Genomic DNA, 17923 nt, shown 5'->3' with positions numbered 1-17923 from the left:
AAAGGTCCAGGAAAATCGTCGACATATATGTCGACCCTGGTGGGAGAGCGCGAGAGGGCAAAGCCTTTTCGCTCTTTTTCCCTCCGCCATCACGGTTTTACCACAGCCGGTTAAAGCAACGCCGCGGGCCTGTAACGGGCCTGCGGCGTTGCGGGCGTGCTATGCCGCGAGGCGCGGATTGCGCAGGAAGCGGCCGGGGGCGGCGCCGGTCAGCCCCTCGGCATTGAGGGTGGCCTCGCCATTATTCCACACCCGGTGAATGCCCAGCGAGGTGAGGGTGGGGGTCTTGTAGGTGGCGCGATCGGCCACCGTCGCTGGGTCGAACAGCACCAGATCGGCGTAATTGCCGGGGCGGATGGTGCCGCGCTGCTGCAGGCCGAAGACGGCGGCGGTGCGCCCGGTCATTTTGTGGATCGCCGTCTCCAGGCTGAACAGTTTCACCTCACGCACGTAATGGCCGAGCACGCGGGGGAAGGTGCCCCAGAGCCTGGGATGCGGCACCGCGTCATGCGGGATGCCGTCGGAGCCGATCATGCTGCGGGGATGGGCCATGATGCGGCGCACATCGGCCTCATCCATCTGGAAATAGATCGCACCGGCCGGCAGCAGCTTTTCGGCGGTGGCCTTGCGGGTCATGCCCCATTCGCGGGCGACGTCATCAAGGTCGCGCCCCGCCACCTCGGGATGGGGGACGGACCAGGTGATTTGCACCGGCACATCCTGGCGCAGCCGCTCGGGCATCATCACCGTGGAGCCGGCGGGGTAGGGGTAGACGTCAAAGGCCACCGGCTGGTCCTGGCCGAGGCTGTCGATCAGCGCCAGCGTCTCGCGCGAGCGGCCGAAATTCTCCGGCATGGAGCATTTATGGTGGCTGATGATGACCTCGACCGGCCGCTCGGCGGTACCGGTTTCGCGGCCGATGCGCAGGGTTTCGCGGATGCTGTCGAGCACATTGTCGGCCTCGTCGCGCATATGCGTCATGTAGATGCCGCCATGGGCGCGCAGCGCCTCGCCGACCGCGATCACCTCATCGGTCGTGGCCTGGGCATTGGGGGCGTAGTAGAGGCCGGTGGTGAAGCCGGCCGCACCCTGGGCCAGGGCCTCGCTCAGGCGGGCTTGCATGGCGGCGATCTCACGGTCATTGGCGGCGCGATAGACATCGCCTTCCATGGCTTCGACGCGCAGCGACATATGGCCGCAAAAAGCCAGCGTGTTCACATTGGTGGGGCGCTTTTCCAGCGCCTCGGCATATTCGGCGAAACTGCCCAGGGTGAACCAGCTCTCATCGCCCAGCAGGTCGAGCGGCGGCGGCGGGCGCTTGGTCATTCGCAGCGGCGCGAGCGAGACGCCGCAATTGCCAACCACGACGGTGGTGACACCCTGGCTGACCTTGCAATGCTGGCAGGCGGGGCCGCAGAGCACCGCGCGGTCATCATGGGTATGGGCGTCGATAAAGCCGGGGGCGAGGGCGAGGCCGGTGGCGATGACCTCTTCCTGCCCGGCGGCGCTGCCCAGATCGCCCATGGCGATGATGCGATCGCCATTGACCGCGACATCGCCCTGGAAGCGCGGTGCGCCGGTGCCGTCGATGATCGTCGCATCACGGATGATCAGGTCGCATCGAAAAGCCATTGTGCCATTCCTCAAGACTAGAGCATTTTCAAGCGCTGCGGCTTCGCAAGGGGGCTCGGAAAATGCGTCAAAACAAAAACGAGAGCCGTTTCACCGCGTCGCTTCCGGTGAGATGGGTCTAGCAGGCTACTGAAAAACGAATAGGGCGCGAAAGCAAGATCGAGGGGCAAAGTCCTTTCGCTCTTTGCCCGGCAAACAGAGCATTTCAGCAGCCCTTCAGGCCGGTGTTGACGTCATGCTGCACCGCGCGGGGGCAGCATACTAACGCCCGGCGCTTAGGCGGCGATCGCGCCCAGCATTCGGGTGATCAGGGGGCTGTCCGGGTCGCTGAAGGGGGCCAGCACGGAGAAGTGGTTCAGGCCGGGCAATTCCTCGGCCGTGCCACCCCAGGCGGCGGCGAAATCGCGGGTCTGGCGGCGGAATTCGGGGCTTTCGGCGCTGCCCACCACGGCATGCAGCCAGCCTCGTGCCGGCGGCGGCAGGAAGCGCGGCGAGAGGGCGCGGGCCGCAGCCTCGCTGAGTTGCAATGCGGTGCCGATGGTGGTGTGGCGCAAGGGGGCGAGTTCGAAGACGCCCGAGATGGGAAGGGCGGCGGGAACATGCCCGCTGGCCAGCAACATCGCTGCCAGATGCCCGCCGGCGGAATGGCCAAAGGCCAGGGCCGGGCGGCGGGGCAGGGCGGTGCAGGCGGCCTGCACCTGGCGCAGAATGTCGCGGATGGAAACGGCAGGGCAGAGATCAAAGCCCAGCACTGCAACCGCCACGCCATGGGCGTTCAGCCCCGCGGCGCAATGGCTGAAGAAGCTCTTGTCGAGTTTCTGCCAATAGCCGCCATGGATGAAGACGGCGATTGGCGCCTCTTGCGGGCCGAAGAGGTCGTAACGCTCGCGCGGCGAGGGGCCATAGGCGATGTCCAACTGCCCGCCCCGGCGGCGATAGGCGGCGGCATCTGCTGCCCAGCCGGCGATGATGGCCGGATGCTCGGGTACCAGGGCGGGATTGTCATATTGCCGTTGCAGGGCAGGGTCGTGCGGAGGCTGCATGGGGACATTGCAGCATGAAAGGGCGCGGGCTTCACGCCCCTGTCGTGTCAGGCTGGGGCTTCGGCCTCGGTGGGGCTGCGGGGGAAGCCTTGGCGCATGGCGGCCTCGAAGCCCGTGGCGATGGCGGCCCAATCGAATCGGGCGCGGGCGATGGCGCGGCCGCGTTCGGCGCGGGCGCGCGCTTGGAGCGGGTGGGTGGCGATATCGGCTAGGGCACGGCGCAGGCCTGCGGCATCCTCGGTGGGCCAGTACCAGTCATCACCCTCGGTGCCGCGCACGCCAAAGCCATTGGCGATGATGGGCACGCCATGGCCCATATATTCGAACAGCTTGAGATTGGTGCCGGCACCATCGAAGATGAAATGCGGCGCGAAATCGGCGCATTCGAGCAGGGTGATCTTCAAAGCGTCGCTGACAAAGCCAAAGACCCGCTCCTCGAAGCCGATATCGGGCCAATCGGGCTGCAGCGCCGTGGCGATGTTGCCGACGAGCAGGATGGTGCCGGTGAAGCCTGCCTCCTGCAGCATCAGCCGGGTGCGGCGATAGGATTCGACATTGGGCGCATGGCTGCTGGCAACGATAATGCCAATAACCGCCCCGCCCAGGCCCATTTCGGCGCGCAATTGCGCTGCCGCGGCGGCGGGCAGGCTGGGCGCCTGAGGCGCGTTCACCCCATTGGGCACCAGGCTGATCTTCCTGGTCGGCACGCCATACAGTGCGGCCAGCCTTTGGCGGTCGGCTTCGCTCACGGCGGTGACATGGTTGGCCCGCTGCACCGCCAGTCTTTCCACCTGTTCGACCTGGCGGAGATAGCGCCCCATGAGGTTGCGGGAGGCGCTGCCGGTGGAGAGATACTGGGCCTTGATGTCGTATTCCACATTGTAGGATTCATAGACCGTCAAAACCCTCGCCGGTGCCAAGGCAAAGGCCATGGCGGCCAAATAGGGGTGGGCTGCCACCAGCACATCGCAATCGGCCAATTGGCTGTGCAGTGCGCATAGATACTCGGGCGAGAGGGTATAATCGGCGATGCAGAGCACATCGTGCATCCACAGCCCGCTCACCTCCATCATGTGGTGGAAATGCCGCGCATCTCCCGCGGCCGCCTTGGGCAGCCAGACTTCGACATGGGGGGCGAGATGGTAGCGCCGCTCTTGGGCGGTGTTGCGGAACTCATAGGGCAGGATGGTGATGGCATTGCTGTTGGAGAATTTGGTCCAGATCGAGCAATACCGCATTTGGCCACCATCGATGGCGGGCCACACATCGAAGGTGGAAAGGACTGTGATCTTCACGCGGCCACGCCATCATCAAGCTGGGCCAGGGTATCGAGCATCCTCCGCGCGCTCACTGCCCAGCTATAGGCGCGGCGGCGGCGATGGCCGCGTTCCGCCAGCATGGCGCGAATGCCGCCATCCTCGGCCATGGTGACAAGGCCGGCGGCGATGGCGGCGTGATCATGCGGGTTGACCAGCATGGCGGCATCGCCGGCGATTTCGGGCATGGAGGATATGTTGGAGGTGAGCACCGGGCAGCCGCAGGCCATCGCCTCCAGCACCGGCAGGCCGAAGCCCTCATAGAGGCTGGGATAGGCCGAGAAGAAGGCGCCGGAATAGAGCGCGGCCAATTCCGCATTCGAAACATGGCTCAGGATGTGGACGATATGGCCCATGCCACGCTCGGCCATGGCGCGGGTGAAGCCATCAAAGCCCCAGCCTGGTTTGCCAACCACGACCAGATCATAGGGAAAGCCGTGGTCGCGGAAGGCGATGTCGAAGGCGACCAGCAGGCCCAGATGGTTCTTGTGCGGCTCCAGCGTGCCGACGCACAGGATATAGGGGCGGGTGGCCAGGCCGAAGCCCTGCTGCACCTTTGCCACCGTCGCCGTGGGTTGGGGCTGATAATCGGGTGCGATATCGATGCCGATATGGCTCACCCTGTTGGGGGCCAGCTTCTCCAGGCGGATCAGATCGGCCCGGCTTGCGGCGGAATTGGCGAAGATATGCGCCGAGCGATGAAATATGGCGATGTTCTGGGCGAAATTCGCCCGCGCATCGGCCATGAAAAACCCCTTGTGCAGCACCGGGATCATATCATGCAGAAAGCTGACGATGCGCAGCCGCTCCATCGGCACCGGCATGAAATGATTGACGAAATAGGTTGTCACGCCCATTGCCAGCAGGCTGTCTTCCAGGGCTGCGATGCGCAGGCGGCGCTCGCTCGCGCGCAGGCTTTCGATGATCTGATTGTAGCGATCATCGAAGCGGCCCGCCATCACCTGATAGGTCATGGTGCCGGCGATCTCGATGCTGATGGTCACCTCTTCCGCTTCGCTGGCGAGCAAATGGATGGGGATGCGGGCGCGGCCATTGGTCCAGCGATAATCGGGCTCGGGCACCTCGAAGCCTTCGCTCAGCGCCGGGTCGCGCACCGAGATCAGCCGGGTTTCGTCCTCGTCGCGCAGGGTGATGGCGCGCAGCGGAATCCCCAGCATGCGGCTGTCCCGGCCGCCCCTGGTGTCACTGGGGCGGGCGGCGCGGCTGCGGATATGAAAGCTCTCGCTTGGGCGCTTGCCGGTATAGGTGAAGCTCAGCCCATTGGCCTGGGGGGTGAAGACCCTGCCATCAATCTCAAAGCGGATGCGCGGATCATCGGTGGTGATGCCACGCAGCGGTGGATCAAACGCCGCCGTCACCTCGCCATAGATGATCTCAGGGCGGAAATTCAACTGCACCAGCAAAGCCTCACGCACCGGCCCCAGCCTTGGATCGGCCACTAGCACGCAGCAGAATTGCGGATCCGCCGCCGCCGCCGCGTTGAGCAGGCCAACCGAGACCGTGAAGATGCCGCCCTGGATATCCTGCTGGAAGGCGCCACCATCGAATGCGATTTTCAAGGGCGCGCTCTCCCATCGGGTTTGCGGCGGCCGTCACCGCCATGGAGGGTGTTCAGCCAGAGCCTGGCGGTGTTCTCGGTGCGGAAATGGAAGGCGCGGCGGCGCTGGCCGGCGATAACGCGCGCCCGCAACGCGCTATCGAGGCTGAGCATGCGCACCAGCGCGGCGGCGGTTTGGGTATCGGCATCGGGCAGCAGGAAGCCGCCATCGCCCATGGTGTCACCCACCGCGCCGGCCGCGCGCGCGATCACCGGGCAGCCGGCGGCGAAGGCCTCGATCACCGGCACCATGAAGCCCTCATGCTGCGACATGGAGACAAAGGCATCGGCCGCGGTGAGGATGGTCTTCAGCTTGACCGGCTCGAGCGCAATATGGGTGCGGATGAGGTCCAGCACGCCATGCTGCGCGCCATGGGCCAGCAGGCTGCTGAAATAGGGCTGATCCCAGATCTTGCCGATGAGGTGAAGGTTGATGTCGGCGCCGAACATGCGCTTGTACTGCGCTAGCACGGTGATGACGTCCTCAATCGCCTTATTGGGCACGAAGCGGCCGATAAAGGCGATATTGGTAGCGGCATGGCCACGGATGGCGTTGTAGGTGGCGATGTCCAGCAGGTCGGAACTGAAGAATTGGGTGTTCACAAAGACCGGGATGGTGCTGACGTTGTGAAAGCCGAGCTGGCGCAATTCTGCAGCGTTAAAATCAGAATCGCCGATGGAGATGTCGAACATATGGTGCATGGCGGCGAGTTGGGCGCGGGCACCATTGCAGGCATCGCCCAGCCAGGCCATTTGCTCCATGCCCGGCCGATGAAAGAAATGGCTGGGGGTGATATTGTGATAGACCATAATCTTCCGCCCGGGCAGCTGTGCCAGGCGGAGCGCCACATCATCATAGAATGAGTAGTGGATGATGATTGTATCCGGCGGCTGATCCTGGATGGGCTGGTTCAGCAGGGCACTGACCGGTTTGAGGTCGGTGAAGGGGCGGGCATTGTCATCGGCGCAGTAAAGCTCGCTCACAATCCCGGCGGCGCGCAGCACCGCGTGAAGGCTGGTGATGGAATAGCCGATGGCGTCGGCTTCGAGGATCGCTGGGTGGTACTGGATGACCTTAGACACGGCCGCCGCCACCCTGGGCGGTGGTGAACTGCCGGGCGAGCTGCGCGAGTTCCTGCTGCACCATCGCGGTGTCATTCGCGACGAGGGCGATATTGTCGAGCGGGCCGGAGAGTTCGCTCATCAGGCGCTGCAGCATGGTATCGACCGATGCGATGACATGGTCATGTTCCTGCTCAAGCTGCGTTTCGATCTCGACGAGGGTGACCCGCACGGCCTGAAAATCCCCCGAAAGACCCGCGATCTTGCGCTGCATGATCTCGATGGAATGGGACATTTCTGCCAGCCGGGCATTGACCTCGCGGTTCATGAGTTCCAGCCGGCGGTCGAATTCAGCGAGTTGATCGCGGGCCTGGGTGGCGGGCTGGGCTGTTTGCGCCCCACCCGCGCTCAGCGAGCGGCTGGCCAGTGTGCGGGCCATGGCGAGGATGGTGTCCTTGTCGGTCTGCGTCAGAGGTTGAATTTTCATCGTGATGCCCCGTCATGCAGCCTGTGTTTGGCCAGCGCGTGTGTGGCCAGCGCGTGTTTGGCCAATACGCATTTGGCAGCCCAAGTCTGATGAATTTATAATTTATCGCATAGCAATTAATGCGATTTATATTTTTCGTGCCAAGCCGCTATGCGGGTTTTTCCCGCGCGGTTTCCCCCGGCATGGCTATCCAGCGCTCCGCCTGGGACAAAACTTACGGTTCAGCCCGCCGCATCGCCCGCGTCAGCACCCATAAGGGCAGCAGCCCGACAAGCACGATGAGCAGCGCGCCGGTGGACGCCTCGGCCAGGCGCTCATCGGAGGCAAGGGTGTAAACCCGCACCGCCAGCGTATCAAAATTGAACGGGCGGATGATCAGCGTGGCCGGCAATTCCTTCATCGTATCGACAAAGACGAGGATGGCGGCCGAGAGCATGGCGCCGCGGGCCAGCGGCACCTCCACCCGCCAGATCGCCCGCCCACCGCTCGCACCCAGTGAGCGCGCGGCGTCGCGCATCGAGGGCTTGAGCCGCGCCAGCCCGCTCTCCAGCGAGCCCAGCGCCACGGCCATGAAGCGCACCAAATAGGCAAAGACCAGCGCCGCCACGCTGCCAGACAGCAAAAGCCCCACCGATAGGCCCAGCTGCGCGCGCATCCACCCATCCAGCGCATTGTCAAACAGGCCAAAGGGCATGAGCGTGCCCACAGCAATCACGCTGCCGGGCAGGGCATAGCCGAAACCGGCAACCCGCAGCGCCCACCGTGGTGCGGCACCTCCATGCAGCCTAGCGCCCCAGGCCAGCACGGATGCGAGTGCCACTCCGAGCAGCGCTGTCAGCCCCGAGAGCAGCAGCGAATTGGTGGCAAAGGGAATGAGGCCGCGCAGCGATAGCGGGTCCCCCGCTTCCAACATCAGATGCAACAGCGTGGCGGCGGGCAGGGCGAAACCCAGCAGCACCGGGGCCAGGCAGGCCAGCATGGCGCCCACCCCCGCAAGCCCCTTGAGTTCCACCGGGCGGAAGGGCGCATGGCGGGTGGTGGTGGGGTGAAAGCGCCGCCCGCCGCGGGCGAGGCGCTCCAGCAGCAGCAGCATGGCCACGCAACCCAGCAGCGCTGCGGCCAATTGGCTGGCGGCACCGCGATCCTCCAGGCCGAACCAGGTCTCGTAAATGCCCGTCGTCAGGGTGCGCACGCCAAAATGCTGCACCGTGCCGAAATCGGCCAGCACCTCCATCAAGGCCAGGCCCAGCCCCGCCGCCAGGGCGGGCCGTGCGAGGGGCAGCGCCACCCGCAGAAAGGTCTGGCCCAGGGAATGGCCCAAGGTGCGCGAGACCTCCACGAGGCAGGTGGATTGGCCGAGAAAGGCATTGCGGCAGAGCAGATAGACATAGGGATAAAGCACCATCGCCAGCACCAGCGCCGCGCCGTTCAGGGAGCGGATTTCTGGGAACCAGGCCATCTCCCGCCAGGTGAGGCCGGTGGCGGCGCGGATGGCGCTTTGCACCGGGCCGGCCGCATCGAGCAGCCAAGTATAGGCATAGGCCGAGACATAGGCCGGCATGGCGAGCGGCAGCAGCAGCGCCACCTCCAGCAGGCGGTGGCCGGGGAAGCGGCAGGCGGTGACCAGCCAGGCGGTGAGTGCGCCGGCACTGCCCGCCATGGCAGCCACCAAAGCGGCCAGCATGGCCGAATTGCCCAGCATCTCGGGCAGGGTGGTGGCGGCGATATGGGCCCAGACCGCGCCCGCCGGCACCGCCGCCGCGAGCAGCACCGCCAGCAGCGGCAGGCAGACCATGGCAGCCAGCGCCAGGCCGGCGAGGCTCAGCGCCGGCAGGCGGGGCGGGGAGGGGACGGGCATATATGGTGAAGCGGTTTTCTGTTGCGAAGCATTCTCAAACTCAACACGGCGTTTACACCCACACGTCACATCCCGCCAGAGCGTGACGCTGAGCCCCCCGGGGGCTTTTCGCATGCGCCGCGCTGGGACAGATTATCGGCCAATGACCCAAACCACCGCCGCCGCCCGCCTTGTACAATTTCTGTCCGAAAGGGGGGTGGATCGGGCCTGGTGCGTGCCCGGGGAGAGCTATATCGCCCTGCTGCACGCGCTGCGTCCCGACCAGGGCTCGGGCATTGATCTGGTGGTGGCGCGCCATGAGGGCGGTGCGGGCTTTGCCGCGCTGGCCGATGCCAAGCTGACCGGCCGCCCGGGGGTGGTGCTGGTGTCTCGTGGGCCGGGCGCCTCCAATGCCGCCATAGCGCTGCATGCGGCCGAGCAGGATTGCGTGCCGCTTATTCTGCTGATCGGCCAGGTGGAGGCGCGTGACCTGCGCCGCCGCTCCTTTCAGGAAATCGACTATGCCCGGATGTTTGGCGATCTGGCGAAATGGGTCGGCGAGGCGCGCACCCCCGACCAGGTGCCGGCGCTGATCGCCCGCGCTTGGGCCATGGCGACGCAAGGCGTGCCCGGCCCGGTGGTGTTGAGCCTGCCCGAGGATATTTTGGCGATGCCATGCGATGCTGCGGTGCTGCCCTATACCGCCCCGCCTGCACTGCCGGCTGACCCAGCGCCGGTGGCGGCCATGCTGGCCCGGGCTGAGCGGCCGATTTTGCTCGTGGGACACGGGCTTGAGGATCACACCGGGGGTCGGCAAGCGGCGCTGCGCCGCTTTGCCGAGGCGTGGGATGTACCGGTCGCCGTCAGTTTCCGCCGGCAATCGCTGTTTCCCAATGATCACCCGCTTTATGTTGGCGATATGGGGCTGCGCAACCCCGATGCGCAGCGCCAGGCCTTTGCCGAGGCTGATCTGGTGCTGGCGCTGGGCACGCGGCTGCATGACATCACAACCCAGGGCTATTCCTGGCCTGCACCCGGCCAGCGTCTGATCCATGTCTGCCGCGATGTCGGCCGGCTGAACTGGGATTTTCCGGCCGATCTGGCGCTGGATGCCGATGCCGATGCGCTGCTGGCCGCCATGCCGGCGCCGCCCGGGCCGCCGCCGGCCGGGCGCGCTGGGTGGAATGCGCGGTTGCGGGCGATCCATGTGGCTGATTGCCGGCTGGAACAGCGGGATTGGCCGGATGGGCTGGCGTTTTCCGAGATTGCGGCGCTGGTGGGGCGGGTGGCGGCGGATGATGCCATTGTCACCCTCGATGCCGGCACCTTTGCCGCACCGTTTTACCGCAAGGTGGCCTGGAAGCCGGGGCAATGGCTGATGCCCAGCCAATCGGGCGCCATGGGCTGTGGCATGCCTGCGGCGGTGGCGGCGGCGCTGCGCTTTCCCGGCCGGCAGGTGATTTGCGCGATGGGCGATGGCGGTGCCTTGATGACGGGGCAGGAATTGGCGGTGGCGCAGGCGCGCGGGGCGGCCATCAAGCTGCTGCTGAGCGATAATGGCAGCTATGGCTCCATCCGCATTCACCAGGAGCGCGCCCATCCCGGCGCGGTCAGCGGCACGGATCTGGTCAATCCGGATATGGCGCTGTGGTGCCAGGCCTTTGGCATGCCGGTGCTGAAGGTGGAGAGCCGGGCTGATTTCCCGGCGCTGGAGGCGGGGCTGGCAGCGCCCGGGCCTTTCGCGGCGGTGGTGCGGACCAGCCTGGAGGCGATTCTACCGCGCTGAAAAGACCGGCCCGCAGGAAGCGGGCATGATGGGCGCGGGCGGCGGCGGGCGGCGCGGCGGGTTGCGCGCCTCCTCGCTCAGCCACCAATCGAGGCTGGCATCGCAGCCATCGCCCGGCGGTGGGGGAGCGATATCCTGGCAATCCGTCTGCCCGGCGGGGCAGCGCAGCCGCACATGCATGTGGCTGTCATGCCCACGCCATGGTCGCACCCGGCGCAGCCAGGGCTCGCCGCGATGCATCCGGCACAGGCTGCGCTTGATGCCGTGATTGACCAAAATGCGATCCACCCCGGGCTGGCTGACGGCGAGGCGGATCAGCCTTGCATGGTTGGGGGTGAAGCGGCTGGGGTCCACCTCGGTTTCATCGGGCAGCACCAGAACCGGCGGGCCCTCGCCCTCGGCCCAGGCGCGGCTGCCGGCGGGCAGGCCGCGCAGATCGAGCCAAATATCGGCATCCAGCCCGTTTTGGTGGCTGGCATGGCCGGAGGACATTGGCCCGCCGCGCGGCTGCGACATATCGCCAATCAGCAGTGGCGGAAAACCGGCGGCGCGGGCCTGGCCTGCCAGGTCGGTAAGAAAGGCAACGAGATGGGGCGAGCCCCAATGGCGGTTGCGATAGCGCCGCACGGCTTCAAAGCCTGCGCCCTCGGCCGGCAATTGCGCGGCCCCGGCGATGCAGCCCAGCCCGGTGCCGCCTATAATGCGCGTCGCACCTGGGGTGGGGGTGGCAAGCCTGCCCCATTCTGCCCCCGAATAGGGCGCCTGGGCGCGGGCGGGCAGCGCCAGCAGCAGCGCCGCGAGGAGCAGGCCGCGCATCAATGGTATTTCCGCAGCAGCCCCACCAGCTTGCCCTGCACCTGCACCCGGTCGGGGCCGAAGATGCGGGTTTCATAGGCCTTATTGGCCGGTTCCAGCGCCACGGTGGCGCCGCGCTTCCACAACCGCTTTAGTGTCACCTCATTCTCATCGACCAAGGCCACGACAATGGCGCCATTTTCCGCCGTTTCGCCGCGGCGGATGACCACTGTGTCACCATCGAGAATGCCGGCATCCTGCATCGAATCGCCGGCCACCTCGAGGGCGTAATGTTCGCCAATGCCGAGCATGGAGGCCGCCACATCGACATTGGTCCCGGCATCGCGCAGCGCCTCGATCGGCACGCCAGCGGCGATCTTACCGAAGAGGGGCAGGGAAATGGTCTCGGGCGGGGCAGGCTCGGCCGGCTTTGCCGCCCGGGTGAAATTGGCGGCGATGACGTTGCTGGGCGGGGCCGGGGCATCGGCGGGTATGCGCGGCTGGCGGCGCGGCGCCATATCTTCCGGCAGGCGCAGCACCTCCAGCGCCCGGGCACGATGGGCGCGGCGGGCAAGGAAATTGCGCTCCTCCAGCGCTGTGATCAGCCGATGGATGCCTGATTTGGACTTCAGCTTCAGCGCATCCTTCATCTCCTCGAAGGACGGCGAAAAGCCGGTCTCGTTGAGATGCTTGTGGATGTACATCAGCAATTCGTGCTGTTTACGCGTGAGCATCAACCTCAGACCTTCTGCGGGCCGACTGCCGAACAAACCGGGAATCTGATGGTTGTTCTAGTAAGGTTCTCATCGGCTGTAAAGCAGTTTGTGCTTGAGATGTTCTTATTTTGCCGATGCGCTGATCAGACCCCCAGGGCCGATAGTCGAATAATGCGCACGGCACTTCCCGCCAGCAGAGCGGCGGCGTGCGGTGCGCGGATCAATAGCGCATCGGCCCGCGCCAGGGTCTTGAGCATGGAACTGTCCTGCCGGGAAAACGGCGTCGCTACCTCGCCATCAAGCCTGCAGCGCAGATAATCCTCGCGCTGGTCATTGGCTGCCAGATCGGCGCCGGTGAGCGCGGCCTCGCTTGGCGTGGCGGCGGCGGGCAGGCCTGCCATCACCGAAACCGAAGGCAGCAGGAACACCACGGCGCAGACGAGTGCCGAGACGGGATTGCCTGGCAGGCCGAGCATGGGGGTTTCGCCCAGCCGGCCCCAGATCAGCGGCTTGCCGGGGCGCATGGCGATTTTCCAGAAATCGAGGGCGAAACCGCCCGGGATGAGCGCTTTTTGTACCAGGTCATGGTCACCCACGCTGGCGCCGCCGGTTGTGACCAGCATGTCGCAGCCCCGCGCGCCCTGGGCCAGGGTGGCGATGGCATCGGCATCATCTGGGGCGATGGGCAGAATCACCGCCTCGGCGCCCGCGGCGCGCAGCATCGCCGCCAGGGCATGGGCATTGGAGCTGACAATGCCGCCCATGGGCAGCGGGTCACCGGGCAGAGCGATTTCGTCACCGGTGGCAAGGATGCCAATGCGCGGGCGGCGATGCACGGTGAGCCAGGGGTGATTGGCCGCGGCGGCGAGGCCGATATCGCGCGCGGTCAGCTTGCGCCCGGCCTGCAGCAGGCTCTCGCCGGTGGAGAAATCCAAGCCTGCGGGGCGCACCCAGCGGCCCGGGGTGAGGGTCTCACGCACCAGGACTGTTCCGGCCTCGGCGGTGGCGTCCTCCTGCAGCAGGATACTGTCGGCGCCCTGGGGGATGAAGGCGCCGGTGAAGATGCGCACGGCCTCACCCGGGCCCAGATGGCCCGCAAAGGGATGGCCGGCCGGGGCCTCGCCCACCACGCGCAGCCTGGCACCCACCGGCGCATCGGCGGCACGCAGCGCATAGCCATCCATAGCGGAGACGGCGGAGGGTGGCTGGGTGAGCCTGGCCGCCACCGGGCGGGCCAGCACCCGGCCGGCAGCCTCGGCCAGCGCCACCGTCTCGGGCGGGGTGGCCGAGAGGGCGGCCAGGATGCGCGCGCGTGCCGCCTCGACGCTTTGCATCAGGCGCTCTCGTAGCGGCCGGACTTGCCGCCTTCCTTCAGCACCAGGCGGATATCCTCGATGCGCATGCTCCGATCGGCCGCCTTGCACATGTCATAGACCGTGAGCGCTGCGATGGTGACGGCGGTGAGCGCTTCCATCTCCACCCCGGTGCGGCCCACCAGCTTGACCGTGGCCTCAATCTCCACCGAATCGGGGGCGGCGGGGGTGAGGTCCACCGTCACCTTCGAGAGCGCCAGCGGATGGCAGAGCGGGATCAGATCAGCGGTTCGCTTGGCCGCCATGATGCCGGCGAGCCTTGCCACGCCCAGGACGTCGCCCTTTCCGACCTGGCCGGCCTCGATGAGTGCCAGGGTAGCGGGGGCCATCACGATTCGCCCGCGTGCGGTGGCCACCCGGGCGGTCTCTTCCTTGGCCGAGACATCGACCATGGCGGCCCGCCCCTGGGCATCGAAATGGGTGAGGCTCATTGCCCCAGAAATGCCCGCGTCGCGGCCTCAATATCAGGCTCGCGCAGCAGATGTTCACCCACCAGCACGCAGCGCGCGCCGGCCTCGGCCATGCGGCGCAGGTCATCGGCGCTGCGCAGGCCGCTTTCGGCCACTGGCAGCTTTTCAGCCGGCACCAGTGGTGCGAGGCGCTCGGTGGTGGTGATATCGGTTTGGAGCGTGCGCAGGTCGCGGTTGTTGATGCCAACCAAGCGTGCGTCCAGCCCCAAGGCCCGTTCCAGCTCGCGCTCGTCATGCGCTTCGAGCAGAATGGCGAGGTCGAGGCTGCGGGCCAGTTCTTCCAGCTCATTGGCCATGGCGTCGGTCAGGGCGGCCATGATCAGCAGGATGCAATCCGCCCCCATCGCCCGCGCCTCGAAGACCTGCCAGGGATGGATCATGAAATCCTTGCGCAGCACGGGAAGCTGGCAGGCGGCGCGGGCGGCTTTGAGGTCGGCGGGGGTGGTGCCGAACCAGATCTCATCGGTGAGCACCGAGAGGCATTTGGCGCCGGCACGCTCATAGGAGCGGGCGATGGCGGCAGGGTCAAAATCCGGCCGGATGAGCCCGCCTGAGGGCGATTTGCGCTTGATCTCGGCGATCAGCCCGGTGCTGCCTTCGGAGACGGCGGTGCAGAGGGCGCCGACGAAATCGCGCGTGGGGCCGGCATCGCGCGCCGCGCGCTCCATTTCGGCCATGGGGTGCGCGGCCATGCGGGATGTCACCTCGGCGCGCTTATCCTCAAGGATGCGTGCGAGGGTGTCCGGCAAGGCGGTGGGGAGAATGATGGCAGGGGCGTTCATGCGGGGGAGGTGGCCTTCTGGAGGCGCTGCAATACTCCGAGAGCCGCCCCGCTATCAATGCTGTGGGCGGCGCGTTCAGCGCCGGCCTGTAAATCGGTGCAGCGCCCGGCCACCACAAGGGCTGCCGCGGCATTGAGGCGCACGATATCCCGATAGGCGCCGGGCGCGCCCTGCAGCAGGGCCAGCAGGGCGGCGGCGTTTTCGGCCGGCTCGCCGCCGCGAATGGCCTCGGGCGGGGCTTCCGCCAGCCCGGCATCGGCTGGGGATATGGTGAATTCGCGTATCATCCCCTGCCGCAGCTCCACCACATGGGAGGGGCCGCTGAGTGCGAGTTCATCGAGCCCCTGGCCATGCACAACCCAGGCATGCGTGGTGCCCAGGCGGGAGAGCGCCTCAGCCATGGGCCGCAGCCAATCGCGCGAGAAGGCGCCGGTGAGCTGGCGGGTGACGCGGGCTGGGTTGGCCAGGGGGCCCAGCAGGTTGAAAATGGTGCGGGTGCCAAGCTCCACCCGCGCGCCGCCGGCATGGCGCAGTGCGGCGTGGTGGCGCGGGGCGAGCAGGAACACCATGCCCGCCTCGGCCAGCACGGCGGGCAGGCGCTCGATGGGGGTTTCCATGTTGATGCCCAGCGCGCTGAGCGCATCGGCCGCGCCCGATTTGGAGGAGAGGGCCCGGTTGCCATGCTTGGCCACGGGCACGCCGCAGCCGGCCACGACCATGGCGGTGGCGGTGGAAATATTCAGGCTGCCCGAGGCATCGCCGCCGGTGCCGACGATATCCATCGCCTCCGGCGGTGCTTCGATGGCGATCATCCGCGCGCGCATCGCGCGCACCGCGCCGGTCATCTCGGCCACTGTCTCGCCGCGCACCCGCATGGCCATCAGCAGCCCGGCGATTTGCGCCGGCGTCGCCTCACCGGCCATGATCACGCCAAAGGCGGCCTCGGCCTCGCTCTCGGCCAAATGCTCGCCAGCGGCGAGGCGGGCGAGGATGGGCTTGAGGCCGTTCATGCCGGCGCTCGCGCGCCGGCGAGGCGGATGAAATTCTCCAAAATGGCGTGGCCATGCTCGGAGGCGATGCTTTCGGGGTGGAATTGCACGCCCCAGATCGGCAATTCGCGATGCGCCATGCCCATGATGAGCCCATCGGCGGTGGTGGCGCTCACCCGCAGGCATTCGGGCAGCGTTGCACGCTCGACCACCAGCGAATGGTAGCGGGTGGCGCGGAAGGGGGAGGGCAGGCCGGCGAAAAGATCGCTGCCCTCATGCTCAATATCCCACACCTTGCCATGCACCGGCTCCGGCGCGCGCAACACGGTGCCGCCAAAGGCCTGGCCGATGGCCTGATGACCGAGGCAGACGCCCATCAGCGGTAGCTTTGTCTCGGCGGCGGCGGCGACGAGCGGCAGGCAGATGCCAGCCTCATTGGGGGTGCAGGGGCCGGGCGAGAGCAGCACGGCATCGGGGCGCATGGCCATGACATCCTGCACCGAGAGCGCATCATTGCGCCGCACCTCGACTGCCACGCCCAGATCACCCAGGAAGTGGTAGAGGTTGAAGGTGAAGCTGTCGTAATTGTCGATGAGCAGGATCATTGGCTGATCCTTGGCACAGCGGTGGCGGCGGTCAAGTTCTGCCCGGCCTGGGCGGGGGTATTGGGCCAACTGGGGGCGCTGCTGCCCATTGTCGTGGTTGTGCGGGCCAATGGCCTGCGCGCCGATTGACCCTGGCTGTAGGGTGTTGTCGGCTGTGGCCAGCCCAAGGAGAGACGGCATGAGAGAAATTCTCTGGGCGCGGATGACCGCGCCCGAACTGCGTGCGGCAGCAGGCCAGGACACGCTGGTGATACTGCCCGTGGCCTCGCTCGAGCAGCATGGCCCGCATTTGGCCACTGGCACCGATACCTATCTGGGCGAGGCGGTGGCGGCGCGCACCGCCGAGAAGCTGATGGCGGCAGGAAAGCCCGTGGTGGTGCTGCCGGTGGTCTGGCATGGCTTGGCCGAGCATCACATGCAATTCGGCGGCACCATCACGCTGGACCAGCCGGTGTTTCTGGCCGTGCTGCGCTCCATCGCCCGCAGCGTGTTCCGCCATGGTTTCACCCGGCTTATGCTGCTCAACGCCCATGGCGGCAATACCGAGGCGATTGGCGTGGCGGTGACCGAGATCGGCAATGAGCACCCCGGTTGCCAGGTGGCCGGCGGCACCTATTGGCTGGTGGCGCCAGAGGTATTTGAGGGCATTTTGGAAGACCAGCCCGGCCTCATGCATGCCTGCGAGGCGGAGACGGCGATGATGATGCATGTGACGCAAGGCACGGTGCGGATGGAGCGCCTGGCCGAGGCCTTTGGGCCGCATGCCCACCGCCCGGCGGCACAGCCGCGCGCGCTGTATTTCCGCCGCAGCTTCTTTGACATGACGCCCACCGGCGTGGTGGGCGATGCGCGGCGGGCAAGCCCGGAAAAAGGTGCGGCGGCCTTGGAGGCGCTGGGCGTGCGCCTCGCTGAAATTCTGGGCGAGCCGGCGCTATGGGGCAGCGCTGCGGGAGCCAAGCTCACACCGCCCTGACGCCCGCGACAGCATGGCCGATGCGGTGGTTTTGCTTCGCGTATGCTGAGACCGGCTGATGGCGGAGGAAAGAGGGAAAGCGCGAAAGGGCAAAGCCCTTTCGCGCTTTCCCACCAGGAAATTGATTTTCCTGGACCTTTGAATAATTTTGTATATCAACAACATAATGAAGGTGCAGGAAACTCGTCGACATACATGTCGACCCTGCTGGGGTGCTTGAGGGGCAAAGACCCTCGATCTTTTTCCCTTCGCTATTCGTCTTTCACCAGCCTGGGAAGCACCGCGAGCCTTTCTGCAGCCGGCGGTTCGCGCCATGGTCGGCTTAACCGTCTCAACCTACCCCCCGCCCGGCGGCAAAACATGGCATGCAGGAATGGCGGCCGCCCTAGGCTCAGGACTCATTGATCCAGAAGATGACGATGGCGGCCAGGGCGATGGC

General features: G+C 66.4%; 16 protein-coding genes. 2 read left to right on the top strand and 14 right to left on the bottom strand.

All coding sequences use genetic code 11. The features are described from left to right. Positions 1–159 precede the first annotated feature (159 nt). The 7 genes from ABWP84_RS15110 to ABWP84_RS15080 all read right to left on the bottom strand — a co-directional run bounded on the left by ABWP84_RS15110 (position 160) and on the right by ABWP84_RS15080 (position 9016). Positions 160–1632, bottom strand: coding sequence for a D-aminoacylase (locus ABWP84_RS15110; RefSeq protein ID WP_353212873.1), 1473 nt, complete (start codon positions 1630–1632; stop codon positions 160–162). Positions 1633–1907: 275 nt separating this feature from the next. After that, on the bottom strand, positions 1908–2675 hold the full coding sequence (locus ABWP84_RS15105; protein ID WP_353212872.1) for an alpha/beta hydrolase: 768 nt from the start codon (positions 2673–2675) through the stop codon (positions 1908–1910). Positions 2676–2722: 47 nt separating this feature from the next. Next, on the bottom strand, positions 2723–3970 hold the full coding sequence (locus tag ABWP84_RS15100) for a glycosyltransferase (protein ID WP_353212871.1): 1248 nt from the start codon (positions 3968–3970) through the stop codon (positions 2723–2725). Beyond that, the gene (locus ABWP84_RS15095) at positions 3967–5571 is read right to left on the bottom strand and encodes a glycosyltransferase family 1 protein (protein ID WP_353212870.1); all 1605 of its coding nucleotides are present in this window, start codon (positions 5569–5571) and stop codon (positions 3967–3969) included. Before ABWP84_RS15095 ends, ABWP84_RS15100 begins: the two co-directional genes overlap by 4 nt. Beyond that, positions 5568–6692, bottom strand: a complete 1125-nt coding sequence (locus ABWP84_RS15090; RefSeq protein ID WP_353212869.1) for a glycosyltransferase family 4 protein — start codon at positions 6690–6692, stop codon at positions 5568–5570. The genes ABWP84_RS15095 and ABWP84_RS15090 overlap by 4 nt, the downstream gene beginning before the upstream one ends. Next, the gene (locus ABWP84_RS15085; protein ID WP_353212868.1) at positions 6685–7158 is read right to left on the bottom strand and encodes a hypothetical protein; all 474 of its coding nucleotides are present in this window, start codon (positions 7156–7158) and stop codon (positions 6685–6687) included. Before ABWP84_RS15085 ends, ABWP84_RS15090 begins: the two co-directional genes overlap by 8 nt. Before the next feature lie 214 nt (positions 7159–7372). After that, a complete protein-coding gene (locus ABWP84_RS15080) occupies positions 7373–9016 on the bottom strand; it encodes an iron ABC transporter permease (RefSeq protein ID WP_353212867.1) in 1644 nt (547 codons plus the stop codon). 142 nt (positions 9017–9158) lie between these two features. On the opposite strand from ABWP84_RS15080, the gene ABWP84_RS15075 reads away from it, so the two are divergent. Beyond that, positions 9159–10781 (top strand): thiamine pyrophosphate-binding protein, encoded by a 1623-nt coding sequence (locus ABWP84_RS15075; protein ID WP_353212866.1) that lies wholly within the window; start codon positions 9159–9161, stop codon positions 10779–10781. On the opposite strand, the gene mepA is transcribed toward ABWP84_RS15075, so the two are convergent. The 7 genes from mepA to ABWP84_RS15040 form a co-directional block, all read right to left on the bottom strand. Next, on the bottom strand, positions 10770–11597 hold the full coding sequence (gene mepA, locus ABWP84_RS15070) for a penicillin-insensitive murein endopeptidase (RefSeq protein WP_353212865.1): 828 nt from the start codon (positions 11595–11597) through the stop codon (positions 10770–10772). The genes ABWP84_RS15075 and mepA overlap by 12 nt on opposite strands. After that, on the bottom strand, positions 11597–12310 hold the full coding sequence (gene lexA / locus ABWP84_RS15065; RefSeq protein WP_353212864.1) for a transcriptional repressor LexA: 714 nt from the start codon (positions 12308–12310) through the stop codon (positions 11597–11599). Before lexA ends, mepA begins: the two co-directional genes overlap by 1 nt. Before the next feature lie 125 nt (positions 12311–12435). Further along, the gene (glp, locus tag ABWP84_RS15060; RefSeq protein WP_353212863.1) at positions 12436–13626 is read right to left on the bottom strand and encodes a gephyrin-like molybdotransferase Glp; all 1191 of its coding nucleotides are present in this window, start codon (positions 13624–13626) and stop codon (positions 12436–12438) included. Continuing rightward, a complete protein-coding gene (gene moaC, locus ABWP84_RS15055) occupies positions 13626–14096 on the bottom strand; it encodes a cyclic pyranopterin monophosphate synthase MoaC (protein ID WP_353212862.1) in 471 nt (156 codons plus the stop codon). Before moaC ends, glp begins: the two co-directional genes overlap by 1 nt. Continuing rightward, the gene (gene trpC, locus ABWP84_RS15050) at positions 14093–14917 is read right to left on the bottom strand and encodes an indole-3-glycerol phosphate synthase TrpC (protein WP_353212861.1); all 825 of its coding nucleotides are present in this window, start codon (positions 14915–14917) and stop codon (positions 14093–14095) included. The genes moaC and trpC overlap by 4 nt, the downstream gene beginning before the upstream one ends. Beyond that, positions 14914–15927 (bottom strand): anthranilate phosphoribosyltransferase, encoded by a 1014-nt coding sequence (gene trpD, locus ABWP84_RS15045; protein WP_353212860.1) that lies wholly within the window; start codon positions 15925–15927, stop codon positions 14914–14916. Before trpD ends, trpC begins: the two co-directional genes overlap by 4 nt. Further along, positions 15924–16511: an aminodeoxychorismate/anthranilate synthase component II gene (locus ABWP84_RS15040; protein WP_353212859.1), complete on the bottom strand. Its 588-nt coding sequence runs from the start codon at positions 16509–16511 to the stop codon at positions 15924–15926. Before ABWP84_RS15040 ends, trpD begins: the two co-directional genes overlap by 4 nt. 178 nt (positions 16512–16689) lie before the next feature. Here ABWP84_RS15040 and ABWP84_RS15035 point away from each other — a divergent pair, with 178 nt between their 5' ends. After that, positions 16690–17484 (top strand): creatininase family protein, encoded by a 795-nt coding sequence (locus ABWP84_RS15035; protein ID WP_353212858.1) that lies wholly within the window; start codon positions 16690–16692, stop codon positions 17482–17484. Positions 17485–17923: the final 439 nt, after the last annotated feature.

This window comes from Rhodovarius sp. (assembly GCF_040399605.1).
In the GTDB taxonomy this organism is placed as follows: domain Bacteria; phylum Pseudomonadota; class Alphaproteobacteria; order Acetobacterales; family Acetobacteraceae; genus Rhodovarius; species Rhodovarius crocodyli_A.
This window is presented reverse-complemented; position numbering and strand designations above follow the sequence as displayed.